This window comes from Dyadobacter sp. BE31, assembly GCF_031457695.1.
Lineage (GTDB): Bacteria > Bacteroidota > Bacteroidia > Cytophagales > Spirosomataceae > Dyadobacter.
In genome coordinates, this window is the sequence record NZ_JAVDXA010000002.1 from 884870 (window position 1) to 906282 (window position 21413).

Sequence of the window (21413 nt, forward strand, 5' to 3'; positions counted from 1 at the left end):
AAGAATTTGAGGATCAGAATGTTACGCTTAGGCCGGCGGTGAATGTCCGGGTGGTTGGGTACTTGTCGCGGTAGTCGTTGCCCGGTGAGAAGCCGGTGAAAATCACACCCTCGGGGTCGATGCCCGTGTAGCCGGTAATGGTTGCCAGGTTGAGGCCCGACACGAAAATGCGCGCGTTTTTAATGCCTTTGATCGTATTGGCAGGCAGGGTATAGCCCAGCGTCACGTTGTCGACTTTCCAGTAGTCGCCTTTTTCAATGTAATGCGATACATACACGAGGTCGGTATTGAGCACCTTCCCGTCGATCGGGTCGTAGGCGGTTTTAAGCATGTTGTAGGCCTTGTTACGGGGGTTGTTGTAGAACATGCTCTGGAAATTGAGGATGTTGAAACCAAATGCGCCGCGCATATTCACAGCCAGGTCGAACTGCTTGTAGCGGATGTTGTTGTTCCAGCCCACAATGTGTTTTGGAATACCATTACCATAATACTGGCGGTCCTCCGGTGTAGCGTCGGCAATAGGGATCACCTCGCCATCCTTGTTTTCGATGAGCCAAGCGCCCTTATCGTCCACGCCAACGCTCTTCCAAACGAAGAAACGGCCGATCGGTTCGCCTACTTTCACGCGGTGTGTGCTCACCTGGATAGGCTCGCCCGTGTAACCCGCGTCGAAGAAATCGTTCGCCGCCTGGAACTGCTCGTTCGAAAGGCTCACGAGCTTGTTTCGGTTGGTGGAGTAGGTGAATCCTGTATTCCATTGGAAATCACCCGTCTGGATAGGTACGATATTCAACAGTACCTCGACACCTTTGTTTTGCATGACCCCGGCATTGATAAACATGCTGCCCGTCAGATACGGTGGAACAGGAACAGGGAAATTGTAGAGCAAATCTTTCACCTTGCGGCTGTAAAAATCGATCGATCCGTTAATGCGGTTTTTCATGAAACCGAAATCCACACCTGCATTGTATTCCTCTTTCTTTTCCCAGCGGAGGTCGGGATTGAAGTTACGCGCCGGCACGAAGCCCGGAACCCATTTTCCCCCAATGAATGCCCCTTCTTCGCGGTCGAAATTGTAGCTGATCTGAGACATATACGGATTGTTTGCGATCGTACCCGTTACACCTATGCCCGCACGAAGTTTAATGTCGGAAGCCGCGCCGAGGCTGCCCATGAAATTCTCCTTACTGATACGCCAGCCTATGGACGCCGCCGGGAATGTCCCCCACCGGTTGTTCACCCCGAAGCGCGAAGAACCCTCGCGGCGTACGCTGGCCATGAATAGGTATTTGTCGCTCAGGCTGTAAGTCAAACGGCCGAAGAAGCCTGCAAGCTGCCATTTGTTTTTGGTGCTGCTCATACCGGCCTGACCTTTCTGCAATGCACCACCCGCGCCGAGGTTGTTCCAGTCGTAGGCGTCGGTCGGGAAATCCCAGTTATTGGCGGCGAATGCTTCGTAGGTCGCGTCCTGCCAGCTATATCCGCCGAGTAACGAAAAACGGTGCTTGCCGATGGCTTTGGAATAATTTCCCGTGAATTCGAGCAGATTTTCGTTGTTGGCGTAGGTGTTACGGAACGCGGTCGCATTTTGGTTGCTCAGGCGCGTGGCTGTATGGTTAAATGTGGTGGAACCGCCTTCGAGGTTGCTGTTCTGAACGTTCGATACAAGTAACTTGAAGTTCAGGTCGTCTATCGGTGCATAGTCGAGGCTACCGGCCATCCGCATTTCCTTGAACGAGCTTTCGTAATTCGATTCGTTGAGCAGCGAAACCGGGTTTTCATAGAAATAACCATCGCGCTCCTGCCATTTACCGTCGTCGGTCCGTACGCGGTCGGTCGGGTTGCGGATAATGGCCTGGCGGTAGGCATAGCCGTAGGCCGCGTCGTCGAGAGCCGGGCTCACGGCACCGTTGGAGCGGGTAATGCGGTTGATGATCTGTAAATTGGTCTTCAATTTGTTGTTGAACATGGCGTGATTCAGATCGGCGCGACCGGTGAACCGGTTTTGTCCGGATCTCAGGAATATACCCTCCCAATTCCGGTAGTTGATCGAGCCGGTAAGGTTGGTGGTGGTGTTTCCACCAAAAAACGTGAGGTTATGGTTGTGGCTCACCGGTTTTTGCATGATTTCCGAAAGCCAGTCGGTATTGCCACCGTAGTCGGTGTAAGCGATACCTTCCTTGATTTTCTGACGGTAATCGTCGCCTGTCAGCAACTCGGGACGGCGCGCGATAGTCTGAATATTGACATAATTGGAATACTCGATCGTCGAGCGTGAAGTACCGCGGTTTTTGCGCGTCGTGATCAGGATTACGCCGCCGGTAGCACGTGTACCATAAATCGCCGCCGCCGATCCGTCCTTCAACACGTCCACCGATTCGATATCTTCCGGTGCCACGGTGTTCAATCCGCCGGGAATACCATCGATCAGGATCAGTGGGTTGGCTGTTCCTTCAATGGAGTTGATACCCCGCAAATTGATCTGCGTGTTGGAAGTAGGAGAGCCGCTGGGTGTGGTAATGCGTAAACCCGCCACTTTGCCCTGCACCAGCTGCGCCGCATCGCGCACGGTTCCCTGGACAAAATCCTCGCGCTTGATGCTCGCCACGGAACTGGTAATGTCCCCTTTTTTCTGGGTACCATACCCGATCACCACCACTTCCTGCAATTGTTTCTGGTCGGGTGCCAGTTCCACATTGAACTCGCTCTGGTTGCCCACCGCCAGCTCCTGGCTCACATAGCCAATGTAGCTCAGGATCAGCGTAGCGCCCTCAGGCACTTCCAGCTTGAACTTTCCGTCCGTGTCGGTGGCGGTACCCACGGTATTTTTCCCCTTCACGATGATGGTCACGCCGGGCAGCGGGTTCTTGTCTTCGGCGGACACCACTTTGCCGGAAATCTGTCGGTCGGCGGCGAGCGCCAGGGCATTTTCGGTCAGGAAACAGGCTACCGCCGCCGCGAGGAGGCAAAAGCGGTGCAGTTCCCGGATCAGGCGGGATAATGGTCTTTTCATATCAATTGGAGTTAGATGGTTAAACTTATTTGAGGGTACTCATTGCACTGTCATAATACCGTTCATGATCCGCCAATGGCCGGGTACTGTGCAGAGGAACGGGTAGTCGCCGGGCTTATCGGGCGCGATGAACACCAGCGTCGCATTGCCTTCCGGGCTAACGAGTTCCGTTGCGTGCAGTACTTCGGGCATTTGGGGTACATAGTTGAGCGCGATGGCATTCGCTTCCCGCGCCAGCAGGTCGGCCGCATTGCCTACTTTCTCCAATGTTCCGGGTTTGATAATGAGCAGGTTGTGCTGCATAAAATCCGGGTTCGTAAACTGGATCGTCACTTTCTGGCCGGGCTTTACGGTGAAACTTTTCTGGTCGAACTTCATTTCATGTTCGATCACTTTCAGTTTGATGGTAGTGGGCGTGCCTTTGCCTTTCAGGACTTCTGTGGGCGCCGAGGCTGTCCCTGAGGGCAATGGCGTCTGGGGGGCCAGGCCTTGAAAGGCCTGGTTATGGAGGTGGAGGGTACTCTTGATGTCGAGCCAGCCGCGTAGCCGTGCATTGTCGCCATATTCGCCTACCTGGTTTCCGTCGCGCAAATCACGGCCGAGGCGGATCTCGTCGGGGGCGAAAGGCTGGTGGAAAAGACCGGCTGCATTGCCGGTCACCGGTGTTTCATCCTCGATGGCGAGTGTCATTTTACCGCCTTCCGAGAGCGTGGCGTAGGCATTGAAGCGCTCATCGGGCAATTTTCGGGTAGAAGTCACCTGATAGGATTTGCCGTCCTGGCGCACCAGCCAATGCAATTTGCCATCCTGCATGTATAGGCTGTACCCGTTCTGCCGATTGCCCTGCGAAACCACCACACCGGATAATTCCTCCTGTGCTTTGGTAATAATGGCTTTGATTTTGAGTTCTTTGTGCGCCACTTCGGGTGGGTAAATCGGTGGCGACCATAGATTCAGCATATAAGTTTCTTCGATCAGCCCACGTTCGATACGCGCGGTTAATGTGGAGTCTTTGAGTTTAGCTGCCGCCGCTTTGAAGCCGTTTTCATGCCTGATCACCCCTGAGAAAATCGCCTGCGCCAAATATTCGTCGGCCGCATTCTGCGAATCCTGACCCGCGAGGTACAGCATTCTGCCGATTTCTTCCGAAGCGGGTAGGTCGGTCAATGCGTGGACGGTCGCCAGCCTTACTTTCAGATCAGGGTCATTCAATGAATTGGTCCATTTCAATGCGGAAAGCGTCTTGTCGTTGCGCGGAAGCAGTTTTACGGCTGTTTTCCGCACGCCCGCGGCCGGGTGGCGCATGGCCCGCACGAGCGTGTGGTACGCTTCTTCGTTAGGCCCGGTGAATGCATCGAGACCGTCGAGCGTCCATAATGCATGCACAGCAGGACTGTTCAAGCCGATTTCATCCACCGACTGGTCGTTCACCATCCTGATCAGCTCCGGGATCACCGCGGTATTCTTAGATTCCACGATCAGCCGCTGCGCCGTCGTGCGCCAAAACATATTGTCGTTTTTCAAACCGGCCACCAGACTCGCCGCGTCGTTTTTGTCGAGTTTTGGATAGGGCGTATTTTTTGCATTTTTCCAAACGACCCTGTATATACGTCCATGCTGATTGTCGCGCAGCGGGTTAATGTACGCGTTTCCTTTCCCATTCTCGAAACCGCGCGGGGTGGGGTTGTGCTGGATGATGAAGCTGTACCAATCGGCCACCCATACCGCCCCGTCCGGGCCCACTTCCGCGTGCACGGGCGAGAACCATTCGTCGGCACTGGCCAGCAGGTTGAACCCATTCTTTTCCTTATAACCTGCACCCTGGGGTTTCAGCAATGCCTGGTAAAGCAGCCGGCCGGTCGGTTCGCAGACGAACGCCGTCGCATTCCAGTACGATTTCGGAAAGTTGCGGGCCGTGTAAAGGTTATGGCCTGCCGCAGCCGTGAACCCACCGTGGAAATCCACCTGGCGCAATGCGGGCGTGAGGTAATTCATTTCATAATGCGAATCCAGTTTGTAAACCGTATTGCCCGAGCCGTCCGCCACGGAACGCTTTACGTATTCAAGTGGCATGGCAAAATGCCCGCTGTAATTCCCGTTTGCCGTTGAAATAAACACTTCAAATTCCTCGGAAAAACCCAAACCCCAGGTGTTGTTGGAAGTGCGGCCGATGTATTCGAGGTTTTTGCCGTCATTGTCGAACCGGTAAATACCCTGACTGAAACTGAGCTGCTTGCCCGAATTCGTTCCGCGGAAGCCTGCATAGCCGAGTACGCCCCAGATCTTGTTATCCAGGCCATATTTAAGGTTAGAGGGCCCCGCGTGCGTGTCGCTTTTGCCCCAGCCGGAGATGATATTCTCGCGGATATCGGCCTTGTCGTCGCCGTTGGTGTCTTTCAGGAAAATGAAATGCGGCGCCTGGGCCACGATGAGACCGCCGTTGGCAAATACCAGGCTGGTCGGAATGTTCAGATTATCGGCGAAAATGGTGAATTTATCGGCTTTGCCGTCGCCATCGGTGTCTTCACAAATCTTGATGCGGTCCTTGCCCACACCGTCCTGGTCGCGTACTTCGTTGGGGTAATCCTGCGTTTCAGCCACAAACAAGCGTCCGCGCTCGTCCCAGGCCATGGCGATGGGTTTCACGATATCCGGCTCAGAAGCGAAGAGTTTCAGCTCAAAATCGACGGGTATCTGCGTCAGTTTCTGTGATTCGGCAGGGGATAAGGGCTGCTGAAACTTCGGTGCCGGGTCGCGCTTTTCGTAGTTGGGTACGTTGGCGTCCGTGTAAGTAGGTTTGGTTAAATTGAATTTCGCTAACTGCGCCTTCGCGTCGTCGCTCACGGCCCACATAATGCCGTTGGCTACCAATTCCTGAAAGGCAGGTTGCTTCCAGGTGCGCTCGTCGTGGCCGTAGGCGGTGTAGAACACGCGGCCTTTGCCTTGCGTGCGCACCCATGTCCAGGGTTCGTGGTGGTCGCCCTCAACGCGCTCTTGCAGTACGACAATGTCCGGGTTCAGTTTGGAATGCACATAAGTCTCATCCCAGGTTTCAAACGTCTTCCAGCCCTGCATTACCGGGTGATCTGCTTTCACCACCGGTGCGGTGAATGTGCCGTATTTGTGCGAGCTGAACTGGCCGCCCACCGCTTTGATATACCAATCTGAATTCTGGAAGCAAAAAGAAGCTGCATGAAGCGGAATAAGCGCCTTACCGCCTTCCACGAACGTTTTTAATGCATTTTCCTGCGCCGGGGTAATGGTGTTATGGTTGGCATAAATCACCACGCCGTCGTACTGCGCGAGGTTTTCCGTGCTCAAAGCATTCGGATCGGAGGTATAGGTGAGGTTAATGCCCTTCTGGAACAACGGCAGCGAGAGCATCGGAAAGTACTTCTCCGAAAAATGGTGCCGGCTGTCGTGGCCAAGGAACAACAACTCGATGCGGCGGCCGTCGCCGCGCCGGGCGTCCTTACTTTCGGTCGAAGCGGCAGGCAGCTGTGCCGGTTTTCGCTTCTGAGCGCAGCCTTGCATCAGTATGACCGCGAAAATTAATAGTAATGCTTTTTTCATGGAATTCGGGTTAGAGTAGCATTAAGCGTCTGTTTCTGGGCTGAATTTTAAGTTTTTATAAAAAATAATGGCATAGCAATCCCTGCCAAGCAAAAATTTGCTCAATGCAATTATTTTAATCTTTTTAATCTATTCCCCCGGACTTAAGTCCGGGGCAGAGGATTTACTGACTTTTTGAATTTTTAACTTTAAACTCTCTACTTTAAACTATTTTCCTAGTGCCTGCGGCGCGGAAAGCGATACCTTGTTTCTGTTCGGAGGATTCACACCTAAAAGTTTTTGTACAAAAAAGTCTCTTTTCTTGCGGCGTCCGTACGGGCCACCGTCGCTATGGCCCATGCCCGGAATTACGAGCAGATCAAACTCCTTGTTGGCCTTGATCAGCGCATCGGCAACACGGTAGGTGCTTTCCGGCGGCACATTGGTGTCCACTTCGCCGACGATCAGCAACAGGTCGCCCTGTAATTTGGCGGCGTTAGTCACATTCGACTGTTCATCGTAATGCTTGCCCACCGGGTAACCCATCCATTGCTCATTCCACCATTGCTTGTCGACACGGTTGTCGTGGCAGCCGCATGCCGAAACCGCCGCGTCGTAAAAGCCCGGGTGGAAGAGCAATGCACCCAGCGAGTTTTGCCCGCCGGCGGAGGTCCCGTACACGCCCACGCGGGTCGAGTCCACCTGAGGATATTTTTCGGCCAGTGCCTTCATCCACGCAATGCGGTCGGGGAAGCCGGCATCGGCCAGGTTCTTCCAGCACACGTCGTGGAATGCCTTGGAGCGGTTATAAGTGCCCATTCCATCCATTTGCACCACTATGAAGCCCAGCTCGGCCATGCTCTGCATTTCGCCGTAATGGCGGAATGCTTTGGGAACAAACGAATCCTGCGGGCCTGCATAGATGTTTTCGATAATCGGATATTTCTTCTTCGGATCGAAGTTGCTCGGGCGGTACACGATGCCCCAAATGTCGGTTTTGCCGTCGCGGCCTTTGGCTTTGAAAATTTCCGGCAATTTGAAGCCTAATGCGAGATAGGGAGAAATGTCCGCGGTTTCGAGTTTCATCACGAGTGATGCATCGGCGGTTTTGCGTAGTTCCGAAACCGGCGCGCTGGTCATGGTCGAGTAGGTGTCGACGTAATAACTTCGATCGGGTGAAAAGGTGAGCTGGTGTGTGGCTTTCGCGTGGTCGGTGAGTTTCACGAGGCCCGTTCCGTCGAATTTAATGCGGTAATAATGAATGTGATAAGGATCTTCGTTGGCATTCATGCCGCTGGCTTTGAACCACACTTCGCGCTTCTGCGTGTCCACGCTATCGATCTCGCGCACGACCCATTCGCCCTTGGTAACCTGGTTTTTAATCTGGCCGGTTTGTTCGTCGACCAGGTAAATGTGCCGCCAGCCGTCTTTTTCCGAAACCCAGATAATTTCATGATTGTCAGGCTGGTAGTGCGTGTAAATCATGTTCTGGTAAATGAAAGTCTCGGTCTTTTCGTCGATGATGTTCCTGGTAGCGCCACTGGCAGCGTCCACCTCGATTACCCGGAAACGCTGATGGCCGCGGTCTACCTTTTCGTAGGTAAAATGCATGGCGTCACCCTTGCGCCAGCGTATCACGGGTGCGTTGAAGAAATCGATCACTTCGGACTGCACCTGTACCGATTTGCCGCTCTGGATATCGATAACGTGCATTTCGTAGCTCGTAAACTCGTCGCCGGGCTGGGCATAGCCACGCGTTTTTACCTCCCCGCGGGTGGTGTTAGGCAATGAGGAGAATATAATGCTTACCTGCCGCTCGTCGCGGTGATCGATCCGGTAGCAAACCAGGTACCGGCCGTCGGGCGACCAGCTGAGCTCGCCGTACGGTTTCAGCGGGTTGCCGTCGTAAGTGAGTTGTTTACCGTTTTTGTCATCCTTTTTGCTCAAATAAATATTGCCGTTCCGGACAAATGCCTTTGTTTGCTTATCGGGTGAGACGCTGTCGGCGCGGAAGCGTCCCCAGCGGCTGAGCTGCCTGGTCCACCCGATATCCTTCGGTTTGGGCAGGTCCGGTTTGTCGATTTTCTGCGCCGTGCCGGTTTCTGTATCATATGCAAACCATTTTCCCTTGCTTTGCAGGATCATGCGGTGTTTTTCGGACTCGAAATGAAGGTCGCTGATCCATAACTTAGTGGCCGAAAACGTGGAATCCGATGCTTTGGAAAGCGCGGCGGCTACTTTGGCATTGTCGAAGGCGGGTGTTCTCTTGTTTTCCCCGGGCTTTACGACCAGATATTCAGTCAAACTATCCTTTAATACATTCCTGTACCAGAACGATTGCCCGTCGGCAAGCCAGTTGGGCTGTACCTGGGCTTTCAGCACGCTGCCTTTCGTGAGCGAATCCATCAGCGCCATCCTTTTATAGGCCGCCGAAAGTTCAGCCGGATTGGGCTGATAGGCGGGAAGCGTTTTTTGCGCCATGAGCGGCGTGGCCATGCATAGTGTGCTGATTATGTGTATGTAAAGTCTCTTACGAAGGCTTGGGTTAGGGATTTTCATAGCTGCTTTGATGAATGTAAGGGCAATAAAATACTGGCCGACTGCCGGGCAGCCGATTGGTTTTTCAGGCCGACAAACGATGCGTCGGAGGGTGCTTTTTGAAAATTATCTATTTGTAAAATTAGCAGGTCGGAAAACCAAAAACTTGATGTGAATTAGCGGCTTTTTTACCGATATTAACTTATTTGCTCCCGAAATTCCGCAAATCTGTGAATTTGGGCGATTTTATTTGGCTAATCTTTCAAAACGACGAATAATGGCTTGTCTGGCGTTCGCCGGGTGATTTGGCTGGGAATGCGCGCGCCGTTAATATTGTGGAGTAAAAAAAGAGCTATGAATACCGCACTAATACTGGAAACGTTGGGCTGGCTGGGCGTGGTGGCGTATGTACTGGCGTACCTGCTACTCACGATCGGTGTACTGAAACCGAACGGCTATCCATTCCACATCCTGAATATGACCGGCGCCGCCACCCTCATTGTCTATTCCCTCGAATACGGCGATAAACCGAACGTCGCCGTCAATGTGATCTGGCTCATGATCGGGATAGGAGCGGTTGCCCGCAGGCTCGCGAGGCGGTCATCCCGCAACGTCTGACAGTTCCTTTAAATGCAGGATGGATAATGCCTGCTGCCGGTATTTGCTCAGGCGCAATTCGTACTCTTCCTTGTCGGACACGAGGCTGAGGTAAAAATAGGCGCCGTCGATGAGCACGAAGATATTATCCGCCACCGTTTCCACGTCTTCCACATCCAGCACACCATCTGCGCGGCATTGCTCAATATGCCCGATCAGCATCGCCCGGAGTGAATCCAGCAATTTCTTATAAAGGTCCCGCACCTTCGCATCGTGAAATGCCATGGCATAGCAGCCGTAGAACAGGCCGTCGTCGAAGAGTGCATTCCATTTTTTGGAGAAAATATTGCCGATGATTTCGAGCAAAGCTTTTCGCGAATCCTTCGAATGGGCGGCACTTACCTTATATATAAGTTTGTATTTGTCGAGAATATAATCGACCAGCCCGTACACCAGGTCTTCGCGCGTCTGGAAGTAATGGATAATGAGGCTGGGGTTGATCTCCATCTTCGCCGCGATTTTGGCGATGGACGTATTTTCCAGGCCGTTCTTCTTGGCCAGGCTGTAAAACACTTTAATGATTTCCTTTTTACGGGCTTCTTTGAGGCTTTTTCTTCCCATTGGCGGTTCGGGGTGTAACGTATCGGCAATATACGGTTTTTTACGGAAACCGGAAGTCTGTTATTCGTTTGAAAATTAATTGAACATTCATTCAATTTATAATCACAATCAGGTAACTATTTTTTAATATTGGCGTAACTTTTGATTAGGACATTTGCATTCTCAAAATGCCCCAAAAGTGGCTAACCTTTAACTTTTACTTATGATGAAAAGTGTACCCAGACCTTACTACACAAGGCTGCTGCGAAGCTTGCATTTGGTTGTGATTTTGGCGCTCGGCGCTATCGCACCTGCGTTCGCACAAACGACCCTCCATGCCGGCGGCAACGGCAAAGCTACCGCAACCGCGGGCGGCAGAGTCACCGGAAGCGTAACCGACGGCAAAGACCTCCTGCCGGGAGTGAATGTGGTGATCAAAGGCTCCCAGAGAGGGACCATCACCGACCAGAACGGCCAGTATTACCTCGAAGGCGTGTCGGGGAGCGACATTCTGGTGTTTTCCTACATTGGTTATAAAACACAGGAAGAGCTCGTGAAAGGTCGCAGCGAGATTTTTGTGACATTGCAGGCTGATCTCGGTAATCTCGAAGAAGTGGTCGTGATCGGCTACGGGGTCGAGAAAAAGGTGAACATCACCGGTGCCGTTGATCAGATTTCCGGTAAGCAGTTCGAAGCCAGGCCGGTAGCCAACGTAATGCAGGGCTTGCAAGGCGTAAGCCCCGGGCTGAACATCACTTATCAGAGCGGTACCCCTGGAACCGTACCGAACTTCAACATCCGTGGTTTTACCTCTATCAATGGCGGTGAGCCCTTGTTTGTGATCGATGGTATTGCCGCCGCGAGCAGTACCGACCTCCTCCGACTGAACCCTTCCGATATCGCGAGCTTTTCGGTATTGCGCGATGCGGCCTCGGCAGCGATTTATGGTGCCCGCGCGGCTTTCGGTGTGGTGCTGATCACCACCAAGCAGGGCGGGAGAGGCAAGCAGTCCATTACTTATAACAACTTTTTCTCCTGGGGCCAGCCGACGGTACTTCCCAAGCCGGTTACCGACCCGTACATTTTCTCGCGGGTGCTGGAAACGTCCACCGATAACACGCCCTGGGACTACGTCAACTATTCCGACGAAACTTACGCGTGGGCCAAGGAGCGCTCGGATAACCCGTCCACGCCCGACACGCGTATAGACCCATCCGATCCCACCAAATGGGCTTACATGGGTAGCAATAACTGGTATGATTACTTTTTTACCAAAAGGAGCTTTTCACAGAATCACAGCATCGGGTTCACCGGTAGCGCCAAAACGGCCAGCGAACGCACGGTGGGCTATTACATTTCGGCGGATTACAACCACGAGGGCGGCTTGAACAAGCTGACCGCCGATTATTGGAGACGTTACTCTTCCCGTGCCCGGTTGGATTTCACGCCTTTTAAATGGCTGAAACTGGATAACAACCTGTCGATTTACCGTACCGAACGCGCGGTGCCGACGGCCAACATCAACGACATTTATACGCTGCAACCTACGCAGGTGGCCGTGAACCCCGACGGCACATGGGCCAACTCCGGCGCAGGCCGTTTGGCTGCCAGATTGGTCGACGGAGGCAACAGGAGGCAGGATATGTTCGGCTTCCAGAATATTTTCCGCGGCATCGCTACCGCATTGAACGGCGACCTGGTGATAACCGGTTCGGCGAGTTTCAAGCGTGAACAATGGAATACCAAGCAGGACCAGCGCAACTACCGCATTGGTTTTGGCCCGAACGACATTCGTACCGAAGGCGGGACCGGCGGTGTGTATGAGACCAACGCCACCCTGGCCAACAATGTGATGGATTTGTTTGCCAATTATACCAAAACGCTGGGCGTTCACCGGATCAACCTGCTCGCGGGTTATAACCAGGAGAATTACAGTTATACCACCACCAAAGCGCAGAAAGTGGGCCTCATTTCCCCTTCATTGCCTTACATCAGCCTTACCAGCGGAACCGCACAGGCATTTGGCGCGGATACGAGCTACGCCACACGCAGTTTCTTCGGCCGGATCAACTACACGCTGCGCGACCGCTACATTATCGAAGCGAATGGTCGCTATGACGGCTCGTCGCGCTTCCCGACGAGCAATCGCTGGGGATTCTTTCCGTCGGTATCGGCTGCGTGGATCGCCAGCTCCGAGTCGTTCGTGAAGGATGCATTGCCTCTTTTTCCTACACTTAAATTCCGTGCTTCGTACGGCGACCTGGGTAATCAGAACGTGGGCTATTACAGCTTCCGCCAGGCATTGCCGACGGGGCTATCCAACTACCTGATCGGCGGTAACAAGCAGACGGTGATCACCAATTCTCCGATCCTGCGCGTAGACCCGTCCAACTATACCTGGGAACGCGTTTCGACGCTGAACTTCGGGGCAGACCTCGGGGTGTTGAGAGATCGCCTGACTTTCGGTATCGACTATTACATCCGCGACACCAAAGGAATGCTTACCGACGGAGAGGAGCTTCCGGGCGTACTTGGTACCAAGGTGCCGGCTCAAAACGTAGCCGACTTGCGTACCAAAGGCCTCGAACTGACCCTGAACTACAACGATACCTACCAGGTGAGCGGCAAAACGCTTTCGTTCAGTGCCAAATTGATTGTATCCGACTCACGTTCGAAAATCACCCGTTTCAAAAACGACCAGGAGCTGTTCTCGAAGTTTCGCAAGGGGCAGAACCTGGGCGAAATCTGGGGACTTACCAATGACGGTCTGTTCCGGAATACCGACGAAATCGCGAAACTCGATGAGAGCGATATCGTTCCCTGGGGAGCGTTGTCCGTTGTGCCGGGCTGGCCGAAATACAAGGATCTCGACGGCGACGGCCGCATTACGCAAGGGTTGACAAAAAAGGACCCGAAAGACCTTTCGGTGATCGGAAATACGACCCCGCGCTACCGAATCGGTTTCAACATGAGTGCCGACTGGAATGGTTTCGACTTCTCGGCGGTACTGCAAGGCGTGCTGAAAGGCGACTATTATCCGCGGCATTACCTTTACTGGGGCCCTTACCAGCAGCCTTATGCTAACGTTTATCCCTGGAACCTGGATTACTACCGCGGTCAGGCGGATTCGGACCAGCAACGTGCGAAGCATTCGAAATCCTACATCGCGGCAGGACTTGCCGATGCGAATACCAATGCCAATTTCCCGGTGCTGCAATCGTGGCTCGCGGATAACAACTATGGCTCGGGCCTCGACCTCGCCCAGACAAAATACCTGCTGAGCGCGGCTTATCTGCGGATCAAAAACATCACGATCGGCTATTCGCTGCCTACGTCGTTGCTGCAAAAGCGCAATATCAGCCGGGTACGCATCTTCGCGAGCGGCGAGAACCTTTTTGAATTCTCACAACTCAAAAAGTACTTCGACCCGGAGGTAATCAGCAACAGCAACACTTTCAACACTTCGAACGGCTTTTCGTACCCGTTCCAGCGGAAGTTTGCATTTGGTGTCAATGTCGAGTTTTGATTTTAATCCATCAGCCTGAAATGAAAAAGCATATATTATTACTGGCGTTGTTGACCGGTGCAAGCGCCTGCAACGACGATTTCCTCGAAAAACTGCCGCAGACCTCCATTTCGCCGGAGGTGTTCTTTGCCAACGAGGGCGACCTCGCATTGTACGTCAACGGGCTGCTGAGCATGCCCGACATGTACGGCACTTACCTCAACGACCAGAGCACCGACAATGCGGCTACAACGGGCGCAGTGGAAATGAAAGTGGTGATGACGGGCTCTCCAAGCTCGCAGACCATCACAGGCGGCTGGGACTGGGGCCGCTTGCGGAACATCAATTATTTCCTGGACAACTATAACAAGGCCACTGCAACTTCCGACGTGAAAGCGCATTATGCCGGTATTGCCCGCTATTATCGTGCGCAGTTCTACCTGGAAAAAGTGGGCCGGTTTTCGGATGTTCCCTGGTTTTCGAAAACGGTGAACCCGGGTGACGAGGAGCTTTACAAAACCCAGGACCCGCGTGCGGTTGTGATGGACAGCGTAATGGCCGACCTCGCTTTTGCGGCGGCCAATGTACGGGAGTCGGTGACTGCCGGAACGCCCGGCAAATGGGCGGTGATGACGCAGTATGCCCGTACGGCATTGTACGAAGGTACTTACCGGAAATACCACTCTGAGCTGAACCTCCAAGCGAGTGCCAACAAGTTCCTGGAAACGGCAGCGACGGTTTCGGCCGAAATCATGGCGTCGAACAAGTTTTCGATTTATAATACCGGCAAACCGAATGCGGATTATGCGGCGTTGTTCAACAGCCAGGATTTGAGCTCGAACAAGGAAGTGATCCTGGCGAATGCATTCGATCAGACGAAGGACCGCAGCCAGAATGTGAACAGTACCGTGTTCGGCGATTACGAACAGGCTCCGTCGCGTGACCTCGTGCAGACTTACCTGATGAAAGACGGTACCCGCTTCACCGATGTGCAGGGGTATCAGCAGTTTGGTTTTGTGAAGGAGTTCCAGGGCCGCGATCCCCGCCTCGCGCAGACGCTCGTGTACCCTGGCTGGGTACGCGCAGCGGAAACCGCTCCCTACATTTTGCGCCTGAACAAGAACTTTACCGGTTACCACCAGTTGAAGGGCTACATCAATTCCACCGACAATGTGATCCTGAACAGCGTGGATGTGCCCGTGTACCGCTATGCCGAGGTGCTTTTGACCTATGCCGAAGCGAAAGCGGAATTGGGAACGCTTACGCAGGATGATCTGGATAAATCGGTGAACCTGATCCGTGCGCGTGTGGGAATGCCCGATCTGAAACTGGCTGCGGCCAACGGTAGCCCCGACCCGGTGATGGTGCAGAAATACCCGAACGTTACCGGTGCCAACCGCGGTGTTATTTTCGAGATCCGTCGTGAAAGAAGGGTGGAATTTGCATTCGAAAACCAGCGTTTCAACGATGTAATGCGCTGGCAGGCGGGTAAGCTGCTGACGGTGATTCCGGAAGGAATGTATTTCTCAGGCTTGGGTAAATACGACCTGACGGGCGACGGCGTGGAAGATATTATCCTCATCGACAAATCGAAAACGATCCCCGACGAAAAGGAAAAAGAAAAGAACAGCCTCGGTGTGGTGCTGATCTACTACCGCGCGGGGGCTATCGGCGAGGACGTGACCGTGTACCTCAAAAACGGCAATGCCGGCGGTACGATGGTGACCGAAACGGCTGTACGCAAATTCGAAGACCCTAAATACTATTACCGACCTGTCCCTCAAAAGGAAATGTTGCTGAACCCGAAGTTGAAGCAGGTTTTTGGATGGAATTAATTTAAAATCAATACAATGAACAGACGTTCCTGGATCCGTAATACCGGATTACTCACGGCTGCTTCGGTTGCAGGCCCGGCCACAAATGCCGGGCTTGTTGCCGATAAGCCGGTACTGAAAATCGCCCACATTACCGACGTGCATATCCGCGCGGGCGACGATGCACCCAACCGTTTCAAAAAATGCCTCGCCGATGTTTTGAAGCACAAGCCTGATTTTTTCCTCAATGGCGGCGACTCTATTCATGCCGCAGATTACAAGGACGTTACCCGCGAAACCATGCTGGGTTACTGGAAGCTTTGGGACGAATGCACGGCTACCTTAAAGGGCTATGAAATCCACAGCTGCATCGGTAACCACGATCCCTGGTGGGCGGCGCCTTCCAAAGAAGATGAAATGTATGGTAAAAACTATGTGGTGAAGCGGCTCAAAACACCGGGCCGTTATTACAGTTTTACCCGAAAAAACTGGCATTTCGTGATCCTCGATGGCAATAATGAGCATGTTTCACTGGACGATGAGCAATATCAATGGCTGGAAGCCGACCTGGCCAAACTGGCACCGGGCACATTCGTGCTCCTGATGTCGCATTACCCGATCCTGGGTGCTACGCCTATGCTCGCGGGCGGGGGAGGGCATTCGGATTATAAGAAGCTCAAAAACCTGTTCTACAAACACCGCGATAAGGTGCGGATTTGTCTCAGCGGGCACCAGCATTTGCAGGACCATACCGAGTACAATGGCGTTCAGTACTGCTGCAACGGCGCTATGAGCGGTTTCTGGTGGGAAAAGGGCGATGCGGAATCCGCCGGACCTAACTATTACCAGGAAACCCCTCCCGGATATGCGTTGCTCGAATTGTTTGCGGATGGGCGGGTGGCAAATACCTATTATCCACATGCTTACTAGTTGATGGTCAGGTGTGGTCAGGTGTGGTCAGGTATGGTCAGGTATGGTCGGGTGTGGTCAGGTATGGTCATGAGTTGTCAGGTGTGATCAAGTGTGGTCCGGTGTTGTCAAGTGTTGTTTTGACCAGTAGTAAATGCCGTTAGGCATGTGATATTGGTAGAAGACGCGATGAATCCGGTTTCGCCAAAAATGCCGTGAGGCATGTAACAACAATGCGCTGTTGTTACATGCCTCACGGCATTTTTGAAATACACCATTCCAATCGATTGCTACCAACATTACATCGCTACGCGATTGCGGTGGTATTTTTACGTCAATGCATTGTCCTGCCCCGTTGCACGCGATAATTTCGGATAATCTTTTTGATTAACCCCAACTACACCTGACTATACCCGACAACACTTGACTATACTTGACAACACTTGACCTCACCTGACTATACCTGACAACCCTTGACTACACCTGACAAAAAAGAACGCCGCGCTTCTTTTTTGCATAAACTATCTCAATTTTGACCTAGTTTTGCGTCCTGATTTACCATTCCTGACCACAACTGACCATTCCTGACCCTAATGCCTTTGCTCTACCGTTTTTACACTGCGCTTTTCTGCGCGCTGTTCCTGCTTAATCCTTCCCGTGCACAAACGGTTTCTGTGGTCGACGCAGGCATTCATCCCGACACTTACGAAAACGTCACTGTCCGCATTCAGCAGGTCATCGATGAGGCGATCCGTACCGGGAAGACAACCCTGACGTTTCCGAAAGGCCGGTACGATTTCTGGCCTGATGGCGCTATCCGCGAAAAGTATTTTATTTCCAATACCTCCACCGAAAAGGAGGACTCACTTAAAATCAGGACGGTCGGAATGCTCTTTCGCAATGCGAAGAACCTGACAGTCGACGGCAACGGTGCATTGTTTGTGTTTCATGGCAAAATGACGACGATCGTACTGGAACATTGCGAAAACGTGAAGCTTCAAAATATACACGTCGATTTTGAGCGGCCGACCATGTCGGAAATGCGGTATGCGAATGCTTCCGATGGCGAAGTTGAACTGGCTATCCAGCGCGATGCCCGCTACGCAATCCGCGACGGCAAGCTGGAATTTTTTGGAGAAGGCTGGAAAACGACGCATTTCCACGCGGTAGAGTTTGATACTACCTTGAAAACCATGCGTTACAGCGACTGGAAACCTTATGCGAATGCACAGGCGATGGAGGTCGTCCCGCGCCGGGTGCGTTTCAACACCAGCGTTACGCCCAAACGAGGTAACATTCTCACCGTCCGCGACATTATCCGCGACCAGGTAGGCATGCATATCCGCGAATGCAAAAATGTGACGCTCGAAGATGTGGGCATGCATTATATGCACGGCCTGGGCATTGTAAGCCAGTACACCGAAAACGTGACCATGCGCCGCGTCACTTGCGCACCGCGACCGGAAACGGGCCGTATTATCGCCTCGTCTGCTGATTTTATGCATTTTTCGGGATGCCGCGGTAAAGTTACTGTCGAGGATTGCCGGTTCTCGGGCGCGCACGACGACCCGATCAACGTACATGGGACCAACCTGCGCATTGTGGGCAAGCCCGATGCCACTTCACTCAAAGTGCGGTTCATGCACGGGCAGAGCTACGGTTTCAACGCATTTTTTCCCACAGACACGGTGGCATTCGTGCACTCGGCTTCCATGGAGCGGTTTGCCAACGGGGTGGTCAAAACGGTTGACCGTTTGAACGACCGCGAAATACTGCTAACCTTCGAGAAGCCTGTTCCGGCGACGCTGGAAGACCACGATTGTGTCGAAAACATGACCTGGACGCCGGAAGTGCTCATTCGCCGAAACTACTTTACCCGCACCAACACCCGCGGCGTGCTGCTCACGACCCCGCGCAAGGCCGTAATCGAAAACAATACCTTTTTCCGTACCGGCATGAGCGCCGTGCTGATCGAGGCGGACGCGGAGGGTTGGTACGAGTCGGGTGCGGTGCGCGATGTTACCATTCGTAACAACGAGTTCATCGACTGCGCCTACCAGGGAGGGCCGGGCAATGCGATCATCGCCATTAACCCGTCCAACAAAGTAGCCGACTTCAAAAAACCGGTTCATTTCAACATTCGGATCGAGGGTAATACTTTTAATACATTTGATTATCCCGTGCTGTTTGCCAAGAGTACCCGCGGATTGGTTTTTGGTAACAACCGGATCGTCCGCACGACGGAGCTCACACCTCAATCGGGTAACCATAATATGTTCTGGTTCAATGGCTGCTCTGAGGTGGAGGTTTCGGGTTTGAAGCTGGAAGGAGAGGTGCTGGGCAAGAATATCAAGCTGGAAAACATGCTCAAAAGCAATGTAAAAGTTACCGGCTCGCCTAAGCTGACGATTGAATAGCGGCCGGTGCTTGTCAAAAAGTCCATTTTTTAATTCAAAAACGGCATCTAATTTTACCATTATTATTTGCCAAAACCCCAGTGATGAAAACATTTCTAGGACTACTCGTTTGTTCCGTTACCGCATTCAGTCCGCTGCAAGCGCAGCCCGATCCCAAACCCAAACCTGCACCTTTGTCGCTCTGGTACAACCAGCCAGCCAAAGAATGGATGACCCAGGCATTGCCGATCGGTAATGGCTACGTGGGTGCCATGTTTTTTGGCGGAACAGACGAGGAACGCATTCAGTTTTCGGAAGGCAGCTTGTGGTCAGGTGGTAAAGGGGCGAATGCCGAATATAATTTTGGTTTAAAAAAAGAGGCTTACAAATATTTGCCGCAGGTACGCGAGCTGCTCGCTGCCGGGAAAATGAAAGAAGCCCATGCTCTGGCGAACAAGGAGCTGACGGGCGTTATTCATGAAAAAAAAGAGAATACCCCGTCTTCCGATTTCGGTGCGCAGCAAACGGTCGGCGACCTGTTCATTAAGTTGCCTGCCAAAGGCACCGTGCAGAATTACCGCCGCGAGCTGGATATCTCCGATGCATTGGGTAAGGTAAGCTACGACGCAGGCGGCAGTCATTTTGAAAGGACCTATTTCGGTAACTATCCTTCGAAGGCGATGGTGTACAAATTCACCTCTTCGACGCCCGAAACCTATTCCATCCGTTTCGAAACACCTCATGCCAAAGATTATGAGCAGTTTGCTAAAAACCAGTACACCTTTGGCGGGCATTTGAAAGACAACCACCAGGAGTTCGAAACCGTTTACCGTATCGATACCGACGGCAAAACCGCTTTTACCAACGGCGTGCTGACGGTGACCGGTGCCAAGTCCATCGTCCTGATCCACACCGTGGCGACGGATTACGTGATGAAGTTCCCTGATTATAAAGGAAATGATTATAAAAAGGCAAACGCCGCAACCATGGCGAAGTTGGCTGGCAAAAACTACGCCGCATTGCTGGCCGAGCAGCAAAAGGATTACCACGGCCTATTCGACCGCGTGGCGCTGACGCTGGGCAATGCCACTGCGCCGGCACTTCCTACCGACCAGCGTCAGAAGGCCTATTCGGCTGGCCAGCCCGATACCCGTTTGGAAGAGCTATACTTTCAGTACGGCCGCTACCTGATGATCTCGTCGACCCGCCCGGGTACCATGCCTATGAGCTTGCAAGGTAAGTGGAACGACAGCACCAACCCGCCGTGGGCGAACGACTACCACACGAATATCAACATACAAATGCTTTACTGGCCGGCCGAGGCGACCAATCTTTCGGAGTGCCATTTGCCGCTGATGGATTTCACGCAGTCGATCGTGGAGCCGGGCCGTTTGGCGGCGAAGGAGTTTTTCAATGCCAAAGGATGGATCGTCAACACAATGCTGAATGCCTATGGTTACACCTCGCCGGGCTGGGATTTTCCATGGGGCTTTTTCCCTGGTGGTGCGGCGTGGCTTTGCCAGCATCTGTGGGAGCATTATGCATTTACCAACGACAAGGTGTTCCTGAAAAATACGGCCTATCCGGTCATGAAAGAGGCCTCGGAGTTCTGGATGGATTACCTGAGCAATGACGGCAAAGGGCGCCTGGTATCCTCGCCATCGTACTCGCCCGAGCACGGAGGCATTTCCACCGGCGCTACCATGGACCACGAAATGGCCTGGGACGTGCTGAACAACACCGCCGAAGCCGCTGCCCTGCTGGGTATCGACGCCGATTTTGCGCAAAAGGCCCGCGCTACCCGCGACAAGATATTGCCGTTGCAGATCGGCCGCTGGAAACAGTTGCAGGAATGGCGCGAGGATGTCGACGACTCCACCAGCCACCACCGCCACGTTTCGCACCTGTATGCATTGCATCCGGGCAAGCAGATTTCCATTACCCAAACCCCGGCCGAAGCCGAAGCGGCACGCGTGAGCCTGAACGCCCGCGGCGACGATGGTACCGGCTGGTCGCTGGCATGGAAAGTGAACTTCTGGGCGCGCTTGCAGGATGGTAACCGTGCGCACAAGCTGTTCAAAAGCGTGCTCCGGCCAGTAGCCGACCAGGGTACCAATATGGCCGACGGCGGTGGTTCTTATGCCAACCTCCTTTGCGCGCACCCGCCATTCCAGCTCGACGGTAACATGGGATCTACCGCGGGTGTAGCCGAAATGCTCCTCCAATCGCAAACCGGGGTGATCGAACTCCTTCCCGCATTACCCGACGCCTGGCCCACCGGTTCCATCAGAGGTTTGAAAGCACGTGGTAATGTAACCGTGGACGAGGTTTGGGAAAATGGTAAATTGAAATCCGTGACGCTGCTTTCGCCCAACGCGCAGAAACGTGTCTTGAAATATGGAAATAAGACGCTCAATGCAGAACTCGCCGCAGGAAAGTCGAAGACTTGGAACGCCGGCGATTTTAAATAGCGAGTGTTCGAAAAACAT

Annotated in this window: 10 protein-coding genes; 6 read left to right on the top strand and 4 right to left on the bottom strand. The window is 53.1% G+C overall.

Annotated features, from left to right (window positions below; all coding sequences use genetic code 11):
• Window positions 1-13 precede the first annotated feature (13 nt).
• From J2Y43_RS12340 to J2Y43_RS12350, 3 genes are all read right to left on the bottom strand, one after another.
• A complete protein-coding gene (locus tag J2Y43_RS12340) occupies window positions 14-3013 on the bottom strand; it encodes a SusC/RagA family TonB-linked outer membrane protein (protein ID WP_309982878.1) in 3000 nt (999 codons plus the stop codon).
• A 39-nt stretch (window positions 3014-3052) separates the two neighbouring features.
• The gene (locus J2Y43_RS12345) at window positions 3053-6586 is read right to left on the bottom strand and encodes a PVC-type heme-binding CxxCH protein (protein ID WP_309982880.1); all 3534 of its coding nucleotides are present in this window, start codon (window positions 6584-6586) and stop codon (window positions 3053-3055) included.
• A gap of 207 nt (window positions 6587-6793) precedes the next feature.
• Window positions 6794-9061 (bottom strand): DPP IV N-terminal domain-containing protein, encoded by a 2268-nt coding sequence (locus J2Y43_RS12350; protein WP_309982882.1) that lies wholly within the window; start codon window positions 9059-9061, stop codon window positions 6794-6796.
• A gap of 396 nt (window positions 9062-9457) precedes the next feature.
• Here J2Y43_RS12350 and J2Y43_RS12355 point away from each other — a divergent pair, with 396 nt between their 5' ends.
• Window positions 9458-9721 (top strand): CBU_0592 family membrane protein, encoded by a 264-nt coding sequence (locus J2Y43_RS12355; protein WP_223409175.1) that lies wholly within the window; start codon window positions 9458-9460, stop codon window positions 9719-9721.
• Here the strand turns inward: J2Y43_RS12355 and J2Y43_RS12360 are convergent.
• Window positions 9704-10321 (bottom strand): TetR family transcriptional regulator, encoded by a 618-nt coding sequence (locus J2Y43_RS12360; RefSeq protein ID WP_309982887.1) that lies wholly within the window; start codon window positions 10319-10321, stop codon window positions 9704-9706. The two genes, J2Y43_RS12355 and J2Y43_RS12360, sit on opposite strands and share 18 nt — an antisense overlap.
• A 202-nt stretch (window positions 10322-10523) precedes the next feature.
• Between J2Y43_RS12360 and J2Y43_RS12365 the strand changes: the two genes are divergently transcribed.
• From J2Y43_RS12365 to J2Y43_RS12385, 5 genes are all read left to right on the top strand, one after another.
• The gene (locus J2Y43_RS12365; RefSeq protein ID WP_309982889.1) at window positions 10524-13826 is read left to right on the top strand and encodes a TonB-dependent receptor; all 3303 of its coding nucleotides are present in this window, start codon (window positions 10524-10526) and stop codon (window positions 13824-13826) included.
• Window positions 13827-13846: 20 nt separating this feature from the next.
• Window positions 13847-15640, top strand: a complete 1794-nt coding sequence (locus J2Y43_RS12370) for a RagB/SusD family nutrient uptake outer membrane protein (protein WP_309982891.1) — start codon at window positions 13847-13849, stop codon at window positions 15638-15640.
• 15 nt (window positions 15641-15655) lie between these two features.
• Window positions 15656-16549, top strand: coding sequence for a metallophosphoesterase (locus tag J2Y43_RS12375; RefSeq protein WP_309982893.1), 894 nt, complete (start codon window positions 15656-15658; stop codon window positions 16547-16549).
• 572 nt (window positions 16550-17121) lie between these two features.
• The gene (locus tag J2Y43_RS12380; RefSeq protein WP_309982895.1) at window positions 17122-18945 is read left to right on the top strand and encodes a right-handed parallel beta-helix repeat-containing protein; all 1824 of its coding nucleotides are present in this window, start codon (window positions 17122-17124) and stop codon (window positions 18943-18945) included.
• An 83-nt stretch (window positions 18946-19028) separates the two neighbouring features.
• Complete coding sequence (locus J2Y43_RS12385) at window positions 19029-21395, top strand: glycoside hydrolase family 95 protein (protein WP_309982897.1); 2367 nt, start codon at window positions 19029-19031, stop codon at window positions 21393-21395.
• Window positions 21396-21413 lie beyond the last annotated feature (18 nt).